The sequence below is a fragment of the Novosphingobium sp. B1 genome (genome assembly GCF_900176395.1).
Lineage (GTDB): Bacteria > Pseudomonadota > Alphaproteobacteria > Sphingomonadales > Sphingomonadaceae > Novosphingobium.
Genome location: NZ_FWXL01000005.1, coordinates 26,206 through 47,635, shown reverse-complemented (window position 1 = coordinate 47,635; position 21,430 = coordinate 26,206). Strand labels below are relative to the sequence as shown.

Below are 21,430 nucleotides of genomic sequence, written 5' to 3'. Positions count from 1 at the left end.
CGGGGAATAGCCTGCAATTGGCCGTGGGAATGAGGAAAGCCCTGTTGGAACTGCGGTTCGCCGGTGGGAATGACGGTTTCGAACTCCGATTCGGGGATCGCATCGTGCTGCGGCACTCGTCTCTATGTCCGGCGGTGGTCATGGCGTGCGGGCAGCCGAACGTCGCGATGTACCGCGGCAACTTCACGATTTCCGACGAACCGACTGCCGAACTCGCGCCGAGTGCGTGGCGCGAGACGTCCGCCGGGGTTGAATTCCTTCACGATGGCGATCCGGTCGCCCGGATGACGGTATCCGATAACGCGATTGCCGTCGAAGCCCTGATGTCCGGCTACGATCGGCTCAAAGTGCGCTTCCATGCCGAAAGTGGCGAATGCGTCTGGGGCGGGGGTGAGCAGATGAGCTATCTTGCGCTCAACGGTCGCAAGTTCCCGATCTGGACCAGCGAGCCGGGTGTCGGCCGCGACAAGTCGACCGAACTGACCTGCATCATGGATGCCGAGGGCATGGCGGGCGGCGACTACTGGAACACCAATTACCCGCAGCCGACCTTCCTGACTTCGCGCTGGCTGGCGGTGCATCTTGATGCGACCTGCTACAGCGTGCTGGATTTTACCGATGCTGACGCGCACCTCGTCGAGGTGTGGAGCGGCAGGGCACGCTTCGAAGTGTTTTCAGCCGATGGTCCGGCCGCGCTGATTGGTCAGCTCTCGACCCGGTTCGGTCGCCAGCCCGCGCTGCCGGATTGGGCGATCGGCGGCGCGATAGTGGGGCTCAAGTCCGGCGCGTCCAGCTTTGATCGGCTCGAGACATTCGCCGAGGCAGGCGCCGCAATCTCGGGAGTGTGGTGCGAGGATTGGGCCGGCATTCGCGAGACCACGTTTGGACGGCGGTTGTTCTGGGATTGGCACAGCGGTGCGCGCAGCGCTGCCCGCTATCCCCAACTTCGCGATCGCATCCAGGCGCTTGCGGCAAGAGGCATTCGCTTCCTTGCCTACGCCAACCCCTACATCGCGGTTGACGGCGATCTTTATGACGAAGCGCGCGCTGGCGGCCATTTCTGCCTGCGGCCGGAGTCTGAAGAGGTCTATCTGGTCGACTTTGGCGAGTTTGATTGCGGCGTCGTCGATTTCACCCAGCCCGAAACCCGCGAATGGTTTGCCGAGCGCATCCTCGGGCGCGAGATGCTGGACATCGGGATCGCTGGCTGGATGGCGGACTTCGGCGAATACCTGCCGACTGACCTGCGCCTTGCCGATGGCTCCGACCCGATGGAGGCGCACAATCGCTGGCCGGTGCTGTGGTCGCAAGTCAACGCCATGGCGCTCGAATCGCGCGGCAAGACCGGCGATGCGCTGTTCTTCATGCGCGCCGGGTTCGCGGGTGTGCAGGAATATTGCCCGCTGCTCTGGGCGGGCGATCAGTCGGTCGATTTTACCCGCCATGACGGCATCGGCACGGTGATCACCGGCGCGCTGTCGGCAGGGCTGGTCGGCAATGCCTACAGCCACTCCGACTGCGGGGGCTATACATCGCTCCACGGCAACGTCCGCACGGCCGAACTGATGCAGCGCTGGTGCGAACTGGCTGCCTTCGCGCCCGTCATGCGCAGCCACGAAGGCAACCGGCCGGATGACAATCTGCAGTATGACAGTACGCCGGAACTGCTGACCTGCTTTGCGGCGTGGAGCCGCGTGCACGCCCACCTTGCGCCTTATGTCCGCCATTTGTGCGATGAAGCGCACGCCTCGGGCCTGCCTGCCCAGCGCCCGCTGTTCGTGCATTATCCAGAAGACCCTGCGCTCTTTACGCTTCAGGACCAGTTCCTCTACGGTGCCGACCTGCTGGTGGCACCGGTGATCGGGGAGGGGGCCCGTCACCGCCAGGTGGTCCTTCCCGGGACCAGTACATGGCGGCACTGCTGGACGGGCGAGGACTTCGCCTCCGGCAAGCACGACATCCCCGCGCCTATCGGCCAGCCACCGGTTTTCTACCGTCCGGACAGCGCCTTTGCGCCGCTGTTCGAGGGGTTAAGGGGGGCGTTGGCAGGATGAGCGAGCGGGCGAACATCAGGGACGTGGCGGCAAGGGCCGGGGTGGCGGTGAAAACCGTCAGCCGCGTGCTCAACGGCCATCCCTATGTCAGCGCCGATACCAAGGCGCGGGTCGAAGAGGCGATGCGCGCGCTCGATTTCCGCCCGAGCGTCGCTGCGCGCATCCTTTCAGGCGCCAAGTCGAACCAGATCGCGCTGATCTACGACAATCACAGCCCCTACTACATGTTCCAGATCCAGGCCGGCTGCTGGGACTTCTGCCGGACCAACAACATCCGCCTGCTGGCGCAGCCGGTCGATGTCGCAGATCCGCAAGTTGGCGAGCAGGTGAGGGGGCTTGTCAGCGAGACCCACGTCGACGGTATCATCCTGTCCTCGCCGGTCACCGATTGCGACCCGGTGCTGCGGGCTCTGGAGGCAATGGACATTCCGTTCGTGCGCATATCGCCCGGCACGAACCATGCGCTGACCAGTTCGGTGTTCATGGACGATGCGCAGGCCGCCGATGACATGACCACGCACCTGATCAACGCCGGGCACCGCCGCATCGGCTTCATCAAAGGGCATCAGAACCACATGGCCTCGGACGACCGCCTTTTCGGCTATCGCCGGGCGCTTGATCGGGCGGGGATTTCCTACGACCCGGTGCTGGTCCGCGATGGCGAATTCGATTTCGATTCCGGCACGCGCGGTGGTCAGGCCTTGCTCGACCTGCCCAACCGCCCGACCGCAATCTTCGCATCGAACGACGACATGGCTGCCGGCGTGCTTGCCATTGCGCACGATCGCGGCATCAGCGTGCCGGGTGAGCTGTCGGTCGCGGGTTTTGACGATACCACGCTGGCCCGCACCGTCTGGCCGCCGCTGACAACGATCCACCAGCCAATGGCCGAGCTTGCCCGCACCGCCACCGAGATTCTCATTGCCGGTGGTGACATCACCCACCGGCGCCTGCCCCATACACTCGTAGAGCGCGCCTCGGTTGCGCCCCCACACAGGATTGTTTCATGAGCCTCTTGCCACCTCCGCCTGCTTTCCGTCCGCTTGGGGCTTCCGGCATTGCCGTATCGCCGATTGCCTGGGGCATGTGGCGGCTTGCCGAAGAGGGCCGCAGCGCCGCCGACGCGGCGAAGCTGGTCCACGCCGCTCTTGATGCCGGGATCAACTTTCTCGACACGGCAGACATCTACGGTTTCGACGGGCAAGGCGGCTTCGGCGATGCCGAGGCGTTGCTGGGCGAAGTGCTGGCGGTAGAGCCGGCCCTGCGGAGCCGCATGGTGCTTGCCACCAAGGGCGGCATCCTCCCCCCGTCGCCCTATGACCAGAGCCCCGATTACCTGCGCAAGGCCATCGAGGATTCGCTGCGTCGCTTGCAGACCGACGTGATCGACCTGTGGCAGATTCATCGGCCCGACATCCTCGCCCATCCGCATGAAACGGCGCGAGTGCTCGACGATGCGGTTGCCTCCGGCAAGGTCAAGGCGCTCGGCGTATCCAACTTCACGCCGGCCCAGATCGCCGCGCTCAACCACTTTCTCGGCGAAAAGCTGGCCACGACGCAGCCGGAGATCAGCCCGCTGCGCATCACCTGCTTCGAGAACGGTGAACTCGATCAGGCCATGCAGCTTGGCCTGACCCCGATGGCCTGGTCGCCGCTCGGGGGCGGACGTCTGGCCGCGCCGGAGAGCACGCGGGACATGGCGGTGGCGCAAGCCCTTGATGCCGTGGCCACCGCGCAAGGTGTATCGCGCACTGTCGCCGCCTACTCGTGGCTCATGGCGCACCCTGCCGGGATCATCCCGATCATCGGGTCGCAGAAGGCAGAGCGCATTGCCGAGGGCGCTGCCGCGCTCAACGTGCGCTGGACACGAACGGAGTGGTACGCCGTGCTCGTCGCGGCGCGAGGCGAGCGGCTCCCTTAAGCGGCCGCAACGGATTGAGACTCAAGGCGGACGGCAACTGACCACGGTTTTGCCGATAGAATGTTGCGTCCGCGACAAGCAGGAGAGGCAAGATGGCCGAACAGAATTGCGAGATCGCCTGGTTCTCGGCGCTGTGCGACGATGACTACGAATTCCTCGGCGTGCCCGACAAGTACCTCCAGTCCAGCTGGGAGCACTGCCGCAACATCGTGCTGCGCGCCGAAGAGGGCGGGTTCGACAACATCCTGCTGCCCTCGGGCTATAGCCTCGGCCTCGATACCACTGCCTTTGCCGCCGCTGTTGCCACGCAAGTCCGGCGCATCAAGCTGCTCTGGGCCACGCGCATGGGCGAGGACTGGCCGCCGCAGCTTGCACGCCGCATCGCCACTCTCGACCGTATCCTCGGCCCCAATGCTTCTGGCACGGGCGGGCGGCTCAACGTCAATATCATCTCGTCGGACATGCCGGGCGAAACCATTGCCAGTGGCCCGCGCTATGCCCGCGCGACCGAGATCATGAAGATCGTGCGCACGCTCCTCAACGGCGAGCACCTCGATTTCCAGGGCGAGTTCTACAAGCTCAAGCTCGATCCGCCGCGCGTCGGCACGCTCTCGGGCAGGTGCCCCGCTTTCTACTTCGGAGGCCTCAGCCATGACGCCCGCGAATGCGCTGCCGAGGCCAGCGACGTCTACCTGATGTGGCCGGACACCATGGACAAGGTGCGCGAGACCATCGCCGACATGAAGGCCCGCGCCGCCAACCATGGCCGCACTCTCAAGTTCGGCTATCGCGTCCATGTCATCGTGCGCGAAACCGAGGACGAGGCCCGCGCCTATGCCGACCGCCTGCTTTCAAAGCTTGATGACGAGGCGGGGCGCGCCATTCGCGAAAAGTCTCTGGATGCCAAGAACTTCGGCGTGCAGCGCCAGCAGGAGCTGCGCGGTGCCGCCGATGGCGACGGCTTCGTCGAGGAAAACCTGTGGACCGGTATCGGGCGGGCGCGTTCGGGCTGCGGTGCGGCCATCGTCGGCACGCCGGACCAGGTCCTCGCCAAGCTGCGTGCCTATCAAGCCGAGGGCATCGAGGCCTTCATTCTCTCGGGCTATCCGCACGTCCAGGAAGCGGACATGTTCAGCCGTTATGTCCTCCCGCACATCAAGCATGGTCCCCTCGACATCTGAAAATGCCCAGGTGTTCGGCGTCGCCATGGTCCATGGCGGCGTCAGCACCGGCCAGTGTTACGGAACAGGTTCGCGAAAGGGCGGACGACTTTTGCGGGAAATGGTGCCGGCTACAGGATTCGAACCCGTGGCCCCCTGATTACAAATCAGGTGCTCTACCAACTGAGCTAAGCCGGCCCGCAAACAGTGCGTTGCGCTCCCTAGCGTCAGAAGGCCCCGAACGTCCAGCCCTCGGTTGAGGCAATTTCGCTGGAAAGTTCGCACGGACGCCACAGTTTTGCATCGTGTGCCGCATTGCGCAGCCAGGCCGATGTCACGATCGCATCGCATGTATGGTCGTCGAGGGGGCCAGCAAGGCCGGACGGTGCCGAACCAAGCGCTTCCAATGCTTCGTCCAGCTCGGCGGCAGACCGCATCTTGGAACGCGATGGGGTACGACCGGCGGCCATGGCTGCGATCGTGGTGTAGATCTCGCACACGACCGGGCCGTGGTCGGGCAGGCCGTCGACCGGCCAGACGCCAGCCTTTCCCTTGAGGTGGTGCAGCAGGCGCATGCCGGAAAGGCTCGACTTGCCGACCTGCGCTGCCCCTACAAGATTGAAGTTAGAATAGGGCTTGCACCCCATGCGGCGCTGCGCGGCCTCAGTCATGCGAAAGCGCCCTTGACCGCCGCCGAAGCGGCAGCCTTCGCGGCCGCCATGACGACGGAAATAGGCTGCAAGTTCCGGATGATCGACCATCGTCGTCACGCCCAGATGTGGCTCTGTGGCACAGATTGCGTCGATCAGAGCCCATAGTTCTCGAGCCGAGGCTGGACTCTGTGGCCAGCCGGGGAAAAACGCGCCACGATCGGCAAAGGGCAGCGAGATGCCAAGGTCCATGCCAACCAGTGCGTCGTCCGGCAATTCCTCCTGCAGGAAGGTCAGCACCTCCATCCGCGACCAGCGATGACCGGGGCGAACGATCTGCGGTGCACCCCTTCCGGGCACGGCCCTGGCCAGCGCGATCCCCTTGTGACGCTCTCCTGCGGCACCGGACCAGTCGATGGCAATGAACTGGCCAAAGCGACGCGTCACTCGCCGCTTCTTTCGCGCCGCTTCTTGTCCCACCACTCCAGCCGCTTCATGATCTCACGTTCGAAGCCGCGTTCCACCGGCGCGTAATAGGTTTGCGGTGCCATGCCCTCGGGCCAGTAGCTTGCGCCTGAAAATCCGTCCTGCGCGTCGTGGTCGTACTCATAGCCCTTGCCATACCCTATTTCCTTCATGAGCTTGGTAGGTGCATTGAGGATATTGGCTGGCGGCATCAGTGAACCGGTGTCCCTTGCAGACTTCCAGGCCGCCTTGTGGGCTATATAGGCCGCATTAGACTTGGGGGCTGTGGCGAGGTAAAGCAGGGCCTGCACGATCGCCAGTTCGCCTTCGGGACTTCCCAAGAATTCATAGGCGTCCTTCGCGGCAAGGCACTGCACCAGCGCCTGCGGATCAGCCATTCCGATATCTTCCACCGCCATGCGCACAAGGCGCCTGAGCACGTAGAGCGGCTCCTCGCCCGCCACCAGCATGCGCGCCATGTAATAGAGCGCGGCCTGGGGATCTGATCCCCGCACGGCCTTGTGCAGCGCCGAGATGAGATTGTAATGCCCCTCGCGGTCCTTGTCGTAGACCGCCACCCGGCGCATCAGGAACCTGCCCAGACCCTCCGGATCAAGCGGCGCCGGCAGCTCGACATCGAACAGCATTTCGGCCTGGTTGAGCAGGAAGCGTCCGTCACCATCGGCAGAGGCGACCAATGCTTCGCGCGCAGGCGGCGTCAAGGGAAGCTTCAGGCCGGTGATGTCCTCAGCCCGGTCGAGCAGCGTGCCAAGTGCCGCCGCATCGAGGCGATGCAGGATCAGCACCTGCGCGCGGGACAGAAGCGCCGCGTTCAGCGCAAAGCTCGGGTTTTCGGTCGTCGCACCCACGAGCGTGACCGTGCCGTTCTCGACGAAGGGCAGGAATCCGTCTTGCTGCGCGCGATTGAAACGATGGATTTCGTCTACGAAAAGCAGGGTCCGCCGTCCTGCCAAAGCCATGGCTTCGGCTTCCGCGAAGGCCTTCTTCAGATCGGCGACACCAGAAAATACGGCGCTGATGGCGACGTAGCGCATTCCGACAGCCTCGGCGAGCAAGCGGGCGATGCTGGTCTTGCCGGTGCCAGGCGGCCCCCACAGGATCATCGACGTGAGCTTACCCGCTGCCACCATGCGGCCGATCGCGCCCTCTGGCCCTGTCAGGTGGTGTTGTCCGATGATTTCGCCAAGGTCGGACGGTCGCAACCGATCGGCCAACGGAGCCTCTGCGCTCGCCATAGGTGGCGGGCGATCCTGGGGTGCGGGGGCGAAAAGGTCGGCCATTCCTTGGCAAATAGGATGCAAAGCAGAAATTTTCACCTGCCACTTGCAAGTCTACGACAAAGATATATCTTAGACGCATCATGAAAGGATATTGGAACACATGAAATTTGAACATCGATATGGCCATCACGGTGGCCAGGCACATGCTCGCCGAGCCTTCAAGATGATGGCAATGATGGGTGGGCGCTTCGGCGATCCCTTCGACAATTCCGGCCGGTTTGGCGGTGATGGGCCGTTCGGCGGTGGGCGAGGGCGGGGCGGTGGCCGTCGCGGCGGACGGATGTTCGCAGGTGGAGAGCTTCGGCTTCTACTGCTGCATCTCGTGGCCGAACAGCCACGCCACGGCTATGACCTAATCCGGGCCATCAGCGAGATGGCTGGCGGCGAATATGCTCCCAGTCCGGGCGTCGTCTATCCGACCTTGAGCTTGCTGGTCGATGAGGACCTCATCGCCGAAGAAGCAGGCGAGGGGCCACGCAAGGCTTTCGCGGTGACCGGTTCCGGCCGCGCGGAACTCGCAGGGAAAGACGCCGAACTCGAAGCCATCATCGCCCGGCTCAAGGCCCTGAGCGAGCAACGCAACCGCGCTGACAGTCCGCCAGTCCGCCGGGCGATGGGTAATTTGCACGCGGTCCTGCGCAACCGGATGCTGTCGCAAGGGGTCGAGACCGAAACGGCTCATGCCATCGCCGACATACTTGACGAAGCGGCCCGCCGGATCGAACGCCTCTGATGTTGCTGGAGTCTGCGCTGTCACGGCGCTTTGACGACGCGCTGGGCCATGGTACCCTCTCCTGCGATATCACGGGGAGAGGGGCCATGGACAACCTCGTTGCTGCATCCTCACGGACACCTGCGCATCTCTGGGCTGTCGGGGTTGTTGGCGTGCTTTGGAACAGCTTTGGCTGTGTCGATTATACCCTGAGCAAGCTCTATCCCGCCACTTACCCGGCCTCAGTCGGAATGGATGCAGAGGCGCAGGCCTACATGCAGGCCTTTCCGGCGTGGCTGACGGTGTTCTGGGCGCTGGGCGTCTGGGGTTCGCTGGCCGGTTCGATCCTGCTGCTTTTGCGATCTCGTCATGCGATCCCGGCCTTTGCGGTGTCGCTGGCTGGCCTGATCGTCAGCCAAGGCTTCGAATATCTGAGTGGCTATGCCCCAGAATCAGTGCACACCACGGCCGTCATCGCCACGTCGGCAGTCATCTGGACAGCACTCGTCTTCCAGTTGTGGTATGCCATCCGGATGAAAACTGCGGGGGTCTTGCGTTAGCGCCGAGGCGACAGGGCTTTCTGTCGCACCAGACGCAAGTACGTGTCGGCGACCGCCTGATTGATCCGGTCCCACGAGAAATCCGTGCTGCGCTCTTCGCCTGCTGCGCCATGGCGCGCACGCAGGGCGGGATCCTCGACGTAGCAGCGAAGCGCTTCGGCAAACTGGCGCACTGCGCCAGGCGTGATAAGACGTCCCGAAACTCCGTCATCGACCAGGCTCTGGCTGCCGGTCGCGGCCGCAGCAACAACCGGTACGCTGCATGCCATGGCTTCGAGCGTGACGTTCCCGAAAGTCTCGGTGACCGACGGATTGAACAACACATCCATGCTTGCCACAGCCCGCCCAAGGTCCGCGCCACCCTGAAAACCGGCAAATACCGCGTCGGGCAGGCGTGCGGCGAACCATTCGCGAGCCGGGCCCTCGCCGATGACCAGCACACGGTGTCTTATGCCCTTGCGCACCAACTGGTCGATGGAGTCCGAAAAGACGTCGAGGCCTTTTTCCATGACCAGTCGTCCCAGAAAGCCGACGACCACTTCATCGTCGGCAATGCAAAGCGATCGGCGCCATTCAAGGCTGCGCGCCGAGGGTTGGAATATCTCGCGATCGACCCCTCGCGACCAGATGCCGATATCATAGTTCATGCGCTGGTCGCGCAGGACTTGCGCCATGGATTCAGATGGCGCGACCAAGGCATCGCAACGCCGGTAGAAGCGCCGCATCAGCGCTTCTACGGCCGGTTCGGCCCAGGCCATGTTGTAATAGCGGAAATAGGTTTCGAAGCGGGTGTGGACCGATGCCAGGATTGGCAGCCCGCGATGGCGCGCCCACGAAACTGCTCGATGCGCGACGACATCGGGCGAGGATACGTGCACGACATGGGGATCGAAAGCCGCAAGATCGCGCCGGACACGCGGGGATAGCGCCAGTGGGAAACGATATTCGGCACGGCCGGGGATGGCGAACGAGGGTATCCCGATCAGCGTGCCGGTTGCCTTGAAGGCGGGCTTTTCAACCTTCGGCGCGTAGATGCGTACATCCGCCCCCTCTCGCAGAAGGTAGCCGACAAGGCGGTTGAGCGCCTGATTGGCACCATCGCGGACGTAATTGTAGTTGCCGCTGAACAGCGCCACACGCAAACCTGAAAGCTGCGTCGGAAAGCTGGGGGGATTTTGCTCTCTCATCGCCTGTGCCATAGCTGTGGCCGAGAAGATTGGCGATAGGCGGCTGTGCATTCTTCACAAGTCGCACGGTAGCCGCCTGTTCACGGTAGCAGGAGGAAGGCTTGCGTGGGCCAAGAAGGCGCCAACACATCCATGTCGTAGGCCGGCGGAATCTTCGGAATTTCTGATCGATAAAAGCAACGAGAAACCGCGTAAGGACTGAAGCGCAGCAGACAATTGCCGTTACGGATTGCACGAAAGTCCATCCACGTTGGATCCGATCCAGACCTTTTTTTGGAAACCTTTGCAGCCGAGCAGTGTTGAGCCGGTGCGCGCTTCTAAGCGCTTTTGCAAAAAGGGAAATCCGATGAGGTCTATTCACCGTTTCGCGTGGCCGTTGGCCGCGACGCTGGCGTTCGTTGCTGCTCCTGCGATGGCGCAGGACGCCGACAGCATGTCCACCACCGCCTCGACCACGACCACCGGTGGGGTAACCGCCGACGGTTTTGATCGCGACCGGCATTTCAACGGCGTGTACATTCAGGGCTTCGGCGGCTTCGGCGTCGGCGGCGAGAATGGCAACACCTTCGAATTCGACACCAACCGCGACGGCTCCTACGGCGACACCGTTCGCACCCTCTCGGGCGTTGACGCCTTCGGACCGGGCTTCTGCAACGGTGCCAAGGGCCCGTCGCGCGCTTCGGGCTGCGCCAACGACAAGGCTGGCGCTGAATACGGCGCACGCATCGGGTTCGACGCCCGCTCCGGCAACATCGTGTTTGGTGGCCTGCTCGAAGGTTCGCGCAATGACTCGATCGAGCGTGCCAGCGCCTTCAGCACCACGCCTGCGTTCTATAAGATCGCCCGCTCGGTCGATTATGCCATCTCGGCCCGCGGCCGCCTTGGTTACACGCCAAATGGCGGAGCCCTGTTCTATGCCACGGGCGGCGTTAGCTATGCCAAGATCGACCACGATTTCTACACCAGCAACACCGCCAACTCGTTCACCGAGCAGAACGACGGTGACATGGTGTGGGGCTGGCAGGCTGGCGGCGGCACCGAAATCATGCTGACCAACAACCTGTCGCTTGGTGCCGAGTACCTCTACAGCCGCTACAAGGACGACAAGTATTCGGTCGGCGTCGGCGCGGGATCTGCGCCTGCAACCAACCCGTTCCTGCTGAACGGTGGCGGCACGAACATGCGCATCCAAGACAAGAACTTCGACGTGCACGCAATCCGTGCGGTCGTGGGTCTGCGCTTCTGAGCATTTGATTGACCATCCCGCGCCGTTCGGCACGGGACCGGCGATTAGGGAAAAGCTGCGGTGCGGAAAGCGCCGCAGCTTTTTCGTTTGCGGGGCAGCCGGCGAGCAATAACATGGGCGTAGGCTATGTCAGATGCTGTCTTGTAGGACAGCCGTTTCGACCCACAGCCATGCTCAACGAGCAGCGGGCAACAAAAAGGGCGGCCATTTCTGACCGCCCTTTTCGATGTCAATTCCGATCAGATCAGAACTTGAAGTTCGCACCTGCGCGGAAGGTGCGGCCGATCAGGCCGGGCAGGTGCCACGAAGCCAGGTAGTTCGGCTGCGTGGTGTAGAGGGTGTTCGCATAGAGCGGTGCACCGGCATTGGTCACGTTGCCGACGAACATGAAGAAGTTGAAGTTCTCATTCACTTCGAACGACGCGTTCAGGTCAGCATAGATGAAGCGCTTGATCTTGCAGAAGGCAGGACCGCCACCATAAAGCGTGGCTGCGCACGACGTGTCGAGGTTGCCCTGGTCTGCGGCAACGCCCTTCATGGCGCCGACGTAGTAGGTCGTCGCGGTCAGCGAGAACTGGCCGAGAACCAACGTGTTCTGCCAGTTGCCGCGCCACTTCGGCGTACCACCGCCCGACGACAGGTCTGCCGGACCAACCGTGCCGGTGAAGCGCTGAACGTCACCGTTGTCGAGGTGGCGGTCATACTTCAGCGTTGCCTGCAGATCGAGGCGGCTCAGCCACTGGATGTCCGGAGCGAGGTCGAACTGCGCGTTGGCGCCGAACTGCAGACCAGAGGTCAGGTCGTAGTCCGAGTTCACGTAAGGCGCGTTGACCACGAGCAGGCGCGGCAGAGCACTGAGCGCGAAAGGATCGGCACCGTCGATGACGTTGCACGAGTAGCCCGCGCCAACCTTTGCCACGGCAGCGCAACCGGCAGCCGATGCAGCGGCAGCAGATGCGAAGGACTGACCTGCGACCGAGTAGTAAGCCTTGATCGCGTCGCCAGCCAGCGGACCTGCCGTAACAAGGCCATTCTTCTTCACGTTGAAGTAATCGACCGTGAAGCTGATCTTGCTGGTGGGCTGGAACACTGCGCCCAGCGTGAAGCTGCGCGAGGTTTCAGGCTGGATGTCAGGGTTGCCCACAAAGCCGCGGCCGACCGAGTACGTGCTCGAGTAAGCGGCGTTGTTGGGGTGAGCGGCCTGGAACGCGGCGCCCGGCGTGTAACCCACGAAGCCCGAGAACGAACTGCGCGGATCGATCTCGGCGAAGGTCGGAGCGCGGAAGCCTTCCGAGTAGGTGCCGCGGATCGCCAGTTCCTTGATCGGCTGAAACTTCGCGCCAAACTTCGGCGAGAAGTGGCTGAAGCCTTCCGAGTAGTGGTCGTAGCGGCCCGAAGCATTGACTTCCAGGGTATCGAGGATCGGTGCGTCAACTTCGAAGTAGGCAGCCCAGACGTCGCGGTTGCCGTAAGCCTGCGCTGTCGAAAGGCCCGGAACGTCGAGGTTCGGGTTGGCGCTGCGGTTGGTCAGCTTTTCCTTGCGGTACTGGCCACCAACGGCAACCTGCAGGTCGCCGCCGGGCAGCGTGAACAGGCTGCGGCTGACCGAGGCATCGACCGTCGCTTCTTCCGAGTTCGACAGCGAAGTGATCGGGGGCAGGACGGAATCACGCACAGCCTGGGAATTCAGGCTGGGATTGACGAAGTTGTACGAGCCCGTGTTGATCGCCTTGACCAGCCCATTGAGGTTGGCAAAGCCGGTCTGCACCAGCTTGAGATCGTCGCGCGAGTAACCCGCTTCGAGGTTCCAGTTCCATGCATCGGCGATGGTGCCGCGCAGGCCGCCAGTGATGCGGTAGAGCTCGTTGGTGCGAACCGAGCCCGACTTCACGTCGCCGAACAGGTAATAGATGCGTGCAGCGCCGGCAGCCGGGTTGTTGGCATAAGCGGCAGCATATGGGTTGTTCGGGTTGAGCGTGCGGCCCGGCGTTGCCGGATTGGCGCAATCGACGCCTGACGGGCAGATCCAGACAGGAAGAACGATGCCCGGGTTCGAGGTAGAGGTCGACGGGGAGCCACCGAAGGCCTGGTTCTGGCGAATGCCGCGCGGCAACAGGGTAATATCGACCTTGTTGTGCGAGTAGCTGCCGGCCAGATAACCTTCGACGTTGTCGCCAACGCGGAAGCTGAAGCGGCCGATTGCGGCATAGCGCTCCTGCTTGGGCAGGATCTGCACGTATTCACGGGTCAGGTCATGCGCGCAAGCCGTGCCGACGCGCGACGCGGTGTTTTCCGTGAAAGTGCCGAACGGGCAGGCGCTGAGCGGCGTGAGCGACGTGAACAGGGCGGGCGAGGTTGCGTTGGCAACGCTGCCGGCCAGAGGGTTGTTCAGATTGGTCTGCGTGACGCGGGTGACCACGGCGTTGGTCGTGGGCGAGGTCAGCGTATCGTCGGCGCGGTTGTTGTCCTTACCGCCGATCGCGCGCAGATCGAGCGTGTCGAAGGGGAAGCCGCGCGATTTGGCAGTGACCTTGCCGCCCTTTTCATATTCGCCGCCGATGTAGACGTTCCAGCCCTGGCTGTTATAGTCGCCATAGCCAGCCAACAGGTGGGCGCGGTACTTCTGGCCGTCACCCTGCTCGGAAACGCCGGCTTCGGCGCCACCTTCAAGTCCGGTGAACTTCTTACGCATGATGATGTTGACCACGCCACCGATCGCGTCGGCACCATAGGTCGAGGAGGCGCCGTCCTTCAGGACTTCAACGCGCTCGACAGCAACCTGCGGGATGCTCGAAAGGTCCACATACGAATTGTGGCCATCGTCGCTGAGCGGGAAGTTGGCCGAGCGCAGGCCGTCGACCAGCACGAGCGTCGAGGAAACGCCCAGATTGCGCAGTGATACGGCAGAGCCGCCGGCGGAAAAGCCGCTGGTGAAGCCGATGCCGATCGAGCCGGCGCCGTCAGCCGAAGCCTGGCGGATCGCGTCAGCCATGTTGGTGACGCCCGCACGCTGCAGGTTTTCAGCGCCGATGACGGTGACGGGCGAAGGCGTTGCCGTGTCGGCGCGGCGCAGCAGCGATCCGGTGACGACGATGGTGGCATCTTCTGCAGGTGCGGGTGTTTCCTCGGCGACCTGTGGTGCAGCCTGTGCATAGGCAGGCGCTGCAAGAAGGCCAAGGCTGCTCAGCGCGAGCGCAGACGTGGCAACAGTGCCGCGCAAAAGCGCAGCCTGCGAAAGCAATTTCATGATGATTACCCCTCAATTGGGAGAGGACGTTACCGTTGTTACGACTTGTCCGATCTCCGACTGCCGGGTGTGATGCATCCGACCGGAAGGGCTGTAAAGGCTATGTTTCGTTAAATTGCTGATTGATCGCAGTTTGTTGCTAGGTGCTGCATACATGCAACACACCTGTAGTAGTTTTAACTGAAACTGAACGGAAACTTTGTCAGGCGAAAAAAAGGGCGACCGCGCGGGCCGCCCTTTGTTTCCATACATCGACCGTTCCAACTCCTGCACACAAAGTGTCGTTCGAAGCAGCCGGATTGTCAGGTTAGGCCGCTTCCTTCTTCCGCGACGCCTTCTTGCGCTCGTTCGGATCGAGGATCGCCTTGCGGATACGGATCGACTTCGGCGTCACTTCCACCATTTCATCGTCATCGATGTAGGCGATGGCCTGTTCGAGGGTCATGATCTTGGGCGGGGTCAGGCGGATCGCGTCGTCCTTGCCGCTCGAACGGAAGTTCGTCAGCTGCTTGGACTTCATCGGGTTGACCTCAAGGTCTTCCGGCTTGGCGTTCTCGCCGATGATCATGCCTTCGTACAGCGGGGTGCCAACGCCAACGAAGAGGATGCCGCGCTCTTCGAGCGGCCCGAGTGCGTAGGCGACGGCTTCGCCGGTGCCGTTGGAGATCAGCACGCCATTCTTGCGGCCTTCGATCTTGCCCTTGTGCGGACCGTACTTCTCGAACAGGCGGTTCATGATGCCGGTGCCGCGGGTATCCGAGAGGAATTCGCCGTGGTAGCCGATCAGCCCGCGCGAGGGGGCCGAGAAGGTGATGCGGGTCTTGCCGCCGCCCGAGGGACGCATGTCGGTCATCTCGGCCTTGCGGATAGCCATCTTGTCAACCACCGTGCCCGAGTGTTCGTCGTCCACGTCGATCATGACGGTTTCGTAAGGCTCGAGCAGGTTGCCGTCCTCGTCCTTCTGGAACAGCACGCGCGGGCGGCTGATGCCGAGCTCGAAGCCTTCGCGGCGCATCGTTTCGATCAGCACGCCAAGCTGGAGTTCGCCACGACCGGCGACTTCGAAGCTGTCCTTGTCTGCCGATTCCGTGATGCGGATGGCGACGTTCGATTCGGCCTCGCGCTCCAGACGGTCGCGGATCATGCGGCTGGTGACCTTCGAACCTTCGCGGCCGGCCATGGGCGAGTCATTCACCGCAAAGCGCATCGACAGGGTCGGCGGGTCGATCGGCTGGGCCTTGATCGGCACGGTGACTTCCGGCGCGGCGATGGTGTTCGACACGGTGGCAACGGTCATCCCGGCGAGCGAGATGATGTCACCGGCGCGAGCTTCGTCGACCGGTACGCGATCAAGGCCGCGGAAGGTCATGATCTTGGAGGCGCGACCGACTTCGATGACCTTGCCGTCCATGTCGAGCGCGCGGATCGGATCGTTGACGCGGATCACGCCCGACTGGACGCGGCCCGTCAGCACGCGGCCAAGGAAGTTGTCGCGATCGAGAAGGGTTGCGAGGAACGAGAACGGCGCCTCGGCGTCGAGGCTCGGCGGCGGCACGTGATCGACGATGAGCTGGAACATCGGCTCGAGCGTACCTTCGCGGCGATCGGGATCGGTGCTGGCATAGCCGTTGCGGCCCGAAGCGTAGAGCACGGGGAATTCGAGCTGTTCGTCGTTGGCGTCAAGCGTGACGAAGAGGTCGAACACTTCGTCGAGCACTTCCTGGATGCGCTCGTCCGGACGGTCGACCTTGTTGACGACGACGATCGGCTTGAGGCCGAGGGCCAGTGCCTTGCCGGTGACGAACTTGGTCTGCGGCATGGCGCCTTCCGAGCTGTCAACCAGCAGGATCACGCCGTCGACCATCGACAGGATGCGCTCCACCTCGCCGCCGAAATCGGCGTGGCCGGGCGTGTCGACGATGTTGATGCGGATGCCGTTCCATTCGATCGACGTCGGCTTCGCAAGGATGGTGATCCCGCGTTCCTTTTCGAGATCGTTCGAATCCATCGCGCGCTCTTCAACGCGCTGGTTGTCGCGGAAGGTGCCGGACTGGCGGAAGAGCTGGTCGACGAGAGTGGTCTTGCCGTGGTCGACGTGGGCGATGATCGCGATGTTGCGCAGGGGCAGCGACATGGAAACTGGCTTTCGTTGAAACTAGGGAATTGGTGGGCACATCGGCACAAGCGACAGAGCCCGCCCGAATATCGGCGCGCGCTTACTCTTTATTGTGCGTTGCGGCAAGTCTGGTCGGGATTTGTTACATCTTGAGCGCCTGGCCAAGGATGTCGCGGGCCATCGCGACGCGCGGATGGCGCAGGGACGAGCGGGCCCAGACCAGATAGAAGGTGTTGGTCGGCACGACGATCGGCGCGCGGATCTCCGCAAGAGTACAGGCGGAGCGTTCCGCCTCGGTGAGGTAGCCCGGCATCACCGACCAGCCAAGGCCGGCACACAGGGCCGATCGCAAGGCTCGCAGATCGGGCGCCGTGACCGCCGGGAGGCGGCTGACTTCGATCCTGTTTGCCTCGAGCCACGTCCGCACCAAGGGGCGATCAAGATCGTAGGCGAAGTAGGGAAAGCTGTTCAGCGCCTCGTCCAGGGGCATGTCGGCAATCTTTTCGACCAGTGCAGGCGATGCCACCGCTCGCAAGTGCTCCTCGCCTAGTCGTTCATGCGCCAGCCGTGCATCGGTGGGCTGTGAAGCCGTGATGCCGAGGTGCACCTTGTCCTCGAGCAGCATCGCATAGAGCGCGTCGCGCCCACCGATATGCAGCCGCAGGTCCAGACCCCGTTCGAGGAGCGGGCCGAGCCGCGGCGCGATCATTTCACCAAGCAAGTCCGAAGGGGCAGCGATGTGGATCGTGCCTGACAGCCGGACCGAGCGGGCACGCGCCGAGGCAAGCGCCGCCTCCGCCGTGTCGAGACTGCTGCCGATCGACGCTGCCAGATCATCGGCGATAGCTGTTGGCCGAACGCCGCGAGAATGACGCTCGAACAGGGGATGTCCCAGTTGCGCTTCAAGCGAGGCGACGTGCTGCGAGACCGCGGGTTGCGTTATCGCCAGCGCCCGCGCTGCGTCGCTGAGAGAGCGGCGGCGATAGACTTCCATGAAAGTGCGCAGCTGAAGGAGGGACATGCCTTGCACGAATACCTTGGCCGGCACCGAACTTCCAAACTCTTTGGCAACGCTGCCAAACCGGTTGCAAGTGTGACCGGTGTGCAACAGTGCATGAAAATGCATGGCTGCCATGGTGTTGTTAATCGAGCAGGAATTGTCGCGGACGCTGCGTGGCTTTAGTAGAGACAACGGGAAATGGATGACCGAATGGCCCGAACCCGGGGCCAGCCGCAGCCCATGGCGCGCGGTCAAGAGAAGGAAAAGCTTGCAGATGAAATCCGTATTCGCCGGTCGCGCCGGCCAGGCCGCGTATCTTTCTGGGGCCTGCGGTCTTGCTCTGGCATTCGCATCGGCCGCACACGCGCAAGACGTTGCACAACCCGTAGAAGAAGCTCAGCCCGCAGCTCCGGCCGCGGACGTCACGGGGCAGGGCAACGAGATCATCGTCACCGCCAGCAAGCGTGAACAGACCCTTCAGGACACGCCCATCGCCGTTTCGGTAACCAGCGCGCGCACGCTCGAGCAGGCGCAGATTCGCGATCTCAAGGATCTGACCAGCGTCGTGCCTTCCTTGCGCGTGACCCAGCTGCAGTCGAGCGCGAATACCAACTTCATCATTCGCGGCTTCGGCAACGGTGCCAACAACGCGGGCATCGAACCCTCCGTCGGCGTATTCATCGACGGCGTCTACCGTTCGCGTTCTGCGGCGCAGATCAGCGATTTCCCCGATGTTCAGCGCATCGAGGTGCTGCGTGGGCCCCAGTCCACGCTGTTCGGCAAGAACGCCAGCGTCGGCGTGATCTCGATCGTGACAGCGGCGCCGAAGTTCGACTTCGGCGGCAATGTCGAGGCCAGCTACGGCAATTACGACGCAGTCGTGCTCAAGGGCGTCGTTACCGGGCCGATCAGCGACGGTCTGGCGGTGAGCCTAGCCGGCGGCATCAACAAGCGTGATGGCTACAACAAGGATCTCGGCACCGGAAGCGATACGAACGAGCGTAACCGCTGGTTTGCGCGCGGACAGGTCCTGTGGGAGCCGACCGCACAGACGCGCGTGCGCCTGATCGGCGACTATTCCAAGATCGACGAACTGTGCTGCGGCGTGGTGAACCTGCAGCCGTCTTCGGCGACAGTGGCGATCCGGGCGTTGGGCGGACAGGTCAACGGGCCGAACGAAATCTATGCCAACCGGGTCTATTCCAACGTCGATTCGGTCAATGACATCGACAATTGGGGCGTGTCGGGCCAGATTGATCATGACATCGGGCCGCTCACCGTCACGTCGATCACAGCCTATCGCCGGACCGATGCCTACACCAATCAGGATTCCGACTTCTCGAGCGCCGACCTGATCGGCTTCAATTCGCAGGACCAGGCGATCAAGACCTTCACCCAGGAACTCAGGCTCGCGACCAATCTGGAAGGTCCGGTCAATTTCCTGGTGGGCGGTTACTACTTCAACGAGAACATTCGCCAAACCAACCAGCTTGGCTGGGGGTCGCAGGCGCGCGGCTATGCCGACTTCATCATTCGCGGCCTTACGCAGAACACGCAAACCCTGCCCAGCCTCGAAGCGACGATCGGGGCGCTCACCGGACAGAACTACACCGGCCGCTTCTTCGGCGCTGGCCAGAAGCTGGATGAGCGCTACCGCCTGAAGAACGAGGCCTATTCGTTCTTTGGCCAGGCCGACTTCAAGGTGGGTGACCGCATTACCGTAACGGGTGGCGTGAACTACACGAAGGATGCCAAGGACTTTGCGGCAGCAGCAGACTCCAGCGACGTATTCTCCAATCTTGACTTGGTGCAGATTGGCGGCACCGCGCTGAGCCGTACCTTCGTGTCCACGGCCCTCGGCACGACCGACCCCGCGCGCATCGCCGCCTTTGCCCAGGCAAACCCTGCGCAGTTCGCGGCGCTGCAGACGCAGGCCGCCGGTTTCGCCGCACTGAACGCCAACCTTTCGACAACTGCGGCAGCAGCCGATGCCAATCCGCTGACGGTCGGCAATCCGCTACTGGCGCTGCAGCGCCTGCAGTTCCTTCCGCCGTTCCTCGCCGTGCCCAACGCGGTTGAATCTGGCCGCACTCGCGATGACAAGTTCACCTACATCGTGCGGGTGGCCTTCGATCTGACCGACCAGATCAACGTCTATGCAAGCTATGCAACCGGCTTCAAGGCAAGCTCGATCAACCTTTCGCGTGACAGCCGGCCGTTCCTTTCGGACCGCGCCGCGCTGATCGCGAACCGCCTAACGGTGGTCAACCAGACCTATGGCAGCCGTTTTGCCGGTCCGGAAAGCTCGACCGTCTATGAAATCGGCCTTAAGGCGGACTGGGGCCTGGTGACGGCCAACCTTGCTGCATTCGATCAGCGGGTGAACGGCTTCCAGTCGAACACGTTTACCGGATCGGGCTTCGTCCTGGCCAACGCAGGCAAGCAGTCGGTGCGGGGCATCGAGTTCGAAGGTACGGTGAAGCCGGCCAAGGGCTGGATGCTCAATGTCGGCATGACCTATCTCGACCCCAAGTATGACAGCTTCGTGCTTTCGGCCGTTGGTGACCTGTCGAAGACACGTCCGGCGGGCATTCCGGCGATCTCGTCGACCTTCGGCGCGAGCTATGATCACGAGTTCAATTCCGGCCATCACCTGATCCTGCGCGGCGATTTCCATTATGAATCGCCGGTGCAGATCATCGAGGGCCTGCCGGGCTTCCTCGATCAGGGTACACGCGTTGCCGTGGCTGCGGCGCGTCCGTACCGCCGCGAGGTAAACGAAGCCAACGCTTCGATCACGTGGGCGATGCCGAGCGGACTTGAGTTGACCGCATGGGGCCGCAACATCACCAATAACCGCTACCTGCTGTCGGTTTTCGACACGCCGGCCCAGCCGGGTTCGATCTCTGGCTATACCAGCCAGCCGCGGACCTATGGTGCGACCGCGCGCTATCGGTTCTGACGCAAGGCCAGCCAATGACGGAAAAGGGGACCGGTCTTCGGTCCCCTTTTTTGTATCCGAAGGCTGCGTGCGCCTTTAGCGAGTTTGTGCAGGTGCCGGCAAGGCGCCGCCGTCGGCATAGGGGCGCGCGTGGAGAGGGGGGAAGGCATCCTCGAGCGGCTTGCTGTCAGGCAGAATATAGACGTAGCCGCCCTTCTTGCCGAACATCGGGGCGATCTTGCCGTTATACAGCGCCTTGGGCACGTTGATGCAGCCAAACGTGATGCGGTTATCCGCTGCGGTCGGCGTGAGCATCCGCTTGGTTCGATTTTCCTTGGCATTGCCGGGAGGGATCGTGTGCAAGGCGACCGAGGTTGCGTAATCGACCCACAGCACCTTGGCATTTCCCGCAGCCAACCCAAATTTTGCGAGGAAGCGGCCAGCAGGCGTCGTCTTCTCGGCTGGCCCGATTTCGGCAAGGCTCTTGGATCCGACACCGGGAGTGGCCTCATCGCCCAACGCGCGCCCGATCAGGACAGGGCCGTGCCCGATGGGCTTGCCGCTGGCATCGAAAGCCAGGATCATCGCGTTGGTCTTGTCGATCACAACGAAGGGCAAGCCGGCATTGTCTCCGGTTGCGCTGACCCATGACAGCACGCGTTGGGCCGGGACGTCCAGGACGGGCATCTCGACAGGGGCGGGGGCGGGTTTCTTGACCCGTTTGCGAGCGGTGCTCTTTGAGGCTAGCGTTGTTGCCGCCTCGGCCGGGGAAATTGCAGGGGAGGGAAGAACAAGCGCCACACCTGCCAGCGCTATCAAAGCCTTGATCATGTTGATCGTTACTCGCACCGGATACGAAAAGCCGGACAG

The 21,430-nt window shown here is 62.9% G+C and carries 15 protein-coding genes and 1 tRNA gene; 8 read left to right on the top strand and 8 right to left on the bottom strand.

All coding sequences use genetic code 11. The features are described from left to right. Positions 1-44: 44 nt before the first annotated feature. The 4 genes from B9A23_RS10195 to B9A23_RS10180 all read left to right on the top strand — a co-directional run bounded on the left by B9A23_RS10195 (position 45) and on the right by B9A23_RS10180 (position 5,156). A complete protein-coding gene (locus B9A23_RS10195) occupies positions 45-2,054 on the top strand; it encodes an alpha-glucosidase (protein ID WP_254895069.1) in 2,010 nt (669 codons plus the stop codon). Continuing rightward, the gene (locus B9A23_RS10190; protein ID WP_084278762.1) at positions 2,051-3,064 is read left to right on the top strand and encodes a LacI family DNA-binding transcriptional regulator; all 1,014 of its coding nucleotides are present in this window, start codon (positions 2,051-2,053) and stop codon (positions 3,062-3,064) included. Before B9A23_RS10195 ends, B9A23_RS10190 begins: the two co-directional genes overlap by 4 nt. Then, the gene (locus B9A23_RS10185) at positions 3,061-3,975 is read left to right on the top strand and encodes an aldo/keto reductase (RefSeq protein ID WP_084278761.1); all 915 of its coding nucleotides are present in this window, start codon (positions 3,061-3,063) and stop codon (positions 3,973-3,975) included. Before B9A23_RS10190 ends, B9A23_RS10185 begins: the two co-directional genes overlap by 4 nt. A gap of 92 nt (positions 3,976-4,067) precedes the next feature. Then, the gene (locus B9A23_RS10180; protein ID WP_084278760.1) at positions 4,068-5,156 is read left to right on the top strand and encodes an LLM class flavin-dependent oxidoreductase; all 1,089 of its coding nucleotides are present in this window, start codon (positions 4,068-4,070) and stop codon (positions 5,154-5,156) included. Positions 5,157-5,257: 101 nt separating this feature from the next. On the opposite strand, the gene B9A23_RS10175 is transcribed toward B9A23_RS10180, so the two are convergent. The 3 genes from B9A23_RS10175 to B9A23_RS10165 form a co-directional block, all read right to left on the bottom strand. Beyond that, positions 5,258-5,333: transfer RNA gene (locus tag B9A23_RS10175), tRNA-Thr, on the bottom strand. 29 nt (positions 5,334-5,362) lie between these two features. Next, a complete protein-coding gene (locus B9A23_RS10170; protein ID WP_084279218.1) occupies positions 5,363-6,232 on the bottom strand; it encodes a hypothetical protein in 870 nt (289 codons plus the stop codon). Continuing rightward, a complete protein-coding gene (locus B9A23_RS10165; RefSeq protein ID WP_084278759.1) occupies positions 6,229-7,551 on the bottom strand; it encodes a replication-associated recombination protein A in 1,323 nt (440 codons plus the stop codon). The genes B9A23_RS10170 and B9A23_RS10165 overlap by 4 nt, the downstream gene beginning before the upstream one ends. A 100-nt stretch (positions 7,552-7,651) precedes the next feature. Between B9A23_RS10165 and B9A23_RS10160 the strand changes: the two genes are divergently transcribed. Next, positions 7,652-8,284 carry a PadR family transcriptional regulator gene (locus tag B9A23_RS10160; protein WP_084278758.1) on the top strand — a complete coding sequence of 211 codons (633 nt, stop codon included), beginning with the start codon at positions 7,652-7,654 and terminating at the stop codon, positions 8,282-8,284. A gap of 86 nt (positions 8,285-8,370) precedes the next feature. Then, positions 8,371-8,823 (top strand): hypothetical protein, encoded by a 453-nt coding sequence (locus B9A23_RS10155; RefSeq protein ID WP_084278757.1) that lies wholly within the window; start codon positions 8,371-8,373, stop codon positions 8,821-8,823. On the opposite strand, the gene B9A23_RS10150 is transcribed toward B9A23_RS10155, so the two are convergent. Further along, positions 8,820-10,010, bottom strand: a complete 1,191-nt coding sequence (locus B9A23_RS10150) for a glycosyltransferase family 4 protein (protein ID WP_139797416.1) — start codon at positions 10,008-10,010, stop codon at positions 8,820-8,822. The genes B9A23_RS10155 and B9A23_RS10150 overlap by 4 nt on opposite strands. A gap of 346 nt (positions 10,011-10,356) precedes the next feature. Between B9A23_RS10150 and B9A23_RS10145 the strand changes: the two genes are divergently transcribed. Further along, a complete protein-coding gene (locus tag B9A23_RS10145; RefSeq protein WP_084278755.1) occupies positions 10,357-11,256 on the top strand; it encodes an outer membrane protein in 900 nt (299 codons plus the stop codon). Positions 11,257-11,500: 244 nt separating this feature from the next. Here B9A23_RS10145 and B9A23_RS10140 read toward each other — a convergent pair whose 3' ends face one another. The 3 genes from B9A23_RS10140 to B9A23_RS10130 all read right to left on the bottom strand — a co-directional run bounded on the left by B9A23_RS10140 (position 11,501) and on the right by B9A23_RS10130 (position 17,640). After that, on the bottom strand, positions 11,501-14,503 hold the full coding sequence (locus tag B9A23_RS10140; RefSeq protein WP_084278754.1) for a TonB-dependent receptor plug domain-containing protein: 3,003 nt from the start codon (positions 14,501-14,503) through the stop codon (positions 11,501-11,503). A gap of 307 nt (positions 14,504-14,810) precedes the next feature. Then, a complete protein-coding gene (gene typA, locus B9A23_RS10135; RefSeq protein WP_084279216.1) occupies positions 14,811-16,631 on the bottom strand; it encodes a translational GTPase TypA in 1,821 nt (606 codons plus the stop codon). Positions 16,632-16,761: 130 nt separating this feature from the next. Continuing rightward, on the bottom strand, positions 16,762-17,640 hold the full coding sequence (locus B9A23_RS10130; RefSeq protein ID WP_084279214.1) for a LysR family transcriptional regulator: 879 nt from the start codon (positions 17,638-17,640) through the stop codon (positions 16,762-16,764). Positions 17,641-17,893: 253 nt separating this feature from the next. Between B9A23_RS10130 and B9A23_RS10125 the strand changes: the two genes are divergently transcribed. Further along, a complete protein-coding gene (locus tag B9A23_RS10125) occupies positions 17,894-20,581 on the top strand; it encodes a TonB-dependent receptor (RefSeq protein WP_084278753.1) in 2,688 nt (895 codons plus the stop codon). A gap of 75 nt (positions 20,582-20,656) precedes the next feature. Here B9A23_RS10125 and B9A23_RS10120 read toward each other — a convergent pair whose 3' ends face one another. Then, positions 20,657-21,391 carry a hypothetical protein gene (locus tag B9A23_RS10120; protein ID WP_084278752.1) on the bottom strand — a complete coding sequence of 245 codons (735 nt, stop codon included), beginning with the start codon at positions 21,389-21,391 and terminating at the stop codon, positions 20,657-20,659. Positions 21,392-21,430 lie beyond the last annotated feature (39 nt).

Excerpts from the sequence above, each read along its gene's own strand:
- B9A23_RS10160 (WP_084278758.1), top strand. The coding sequence starts at position 7,652 with ATGAAATTTGAACATCGATATGGCCATCACGGTGGCCAGGCACATGCT.
- B9A23_RS10130 (WP_084279214.1), bottom strand. The coding sequence starts at position 17,640 with ATGTCCCTCCTTCAGCTGCGCACTTTCATGGAAGTCTATCGCCGCCGC.
- B9A23_RS10165 (WP_084278759.1), bottom strand. The coding sequence starts at position 7,551 with ATGGCCGACCTTTTCGCCCCCGCACCCCAGGATCGCCCGCCACCTATG.
- B9A23_RS10190 (WP_084278762.1), top strand. The coding sequence starts at position 2,051 with ATGAGCGAGCGGGCGAACATCAGGGACGTGGCGGCAAGGGCCGGGGTG.
- B9A23_RS10120 (WP_084278752.1), bottom strand. The coding sequence starts at position 21,391 with ATGATCAAGGCTTTGATAGCGCTGGCAGGTGTGGCGCTTGTTCTTCCC.
- B9A23_RS10125 (WP_084278753.1), top strand. The coding sequence starts at position 17,894 with ATGAAATCCGTATTCGCCGGTCGCGCCGGCCAGGCCGCGTATCTTTCT.
- B9A23_RS10140 (WP_084278754.1), bottom strand. The coding sequence starts at position 14,503 with ATGAAATTGCTTTCGCAGGCTGCGCTTTTGCGCGGCACTGTTGCCACG.
- B9A23_RS10155 (WP_084278757.1), top strand. The coding sequence starts at position 8,371 with ATGGACAACCTCGTTGCTGCATCCTCACGGACACCTGCGCATCTCTGG.
- B9A23_RS10145 (WP_084278755.1), top strand. The coding sequence starts at position 10,357 with ATGAGGTCTATTCACCGTTTCGCGTGGCCGTTGGCCGCGACGCTGGCG.
- B9A23_RS10185 (WP_084278761.1), top strand. The coding sequence starts at position 3,061 with ATGAGCCTCTTGCCACCTCCGCCTGCTTTCCGTCCGCTTGGGGCTTCC.
- B9A23_RS10150 (WP_139797416.1), bottom strand. The coding sequence starts at position 10,010 with ATGAGAGAGCAAAATCCCCCCAGCTTTCCGACGCAGCTTTCAGGTTTG.
- B9A23_RS10180 (WP_084278760.1), top strand. The coding sequence starts at position 4,068 with ATGGCCGAACAGAATTGCGAGATCGCCTGGTTCTCGGCGCTGTGCGAC.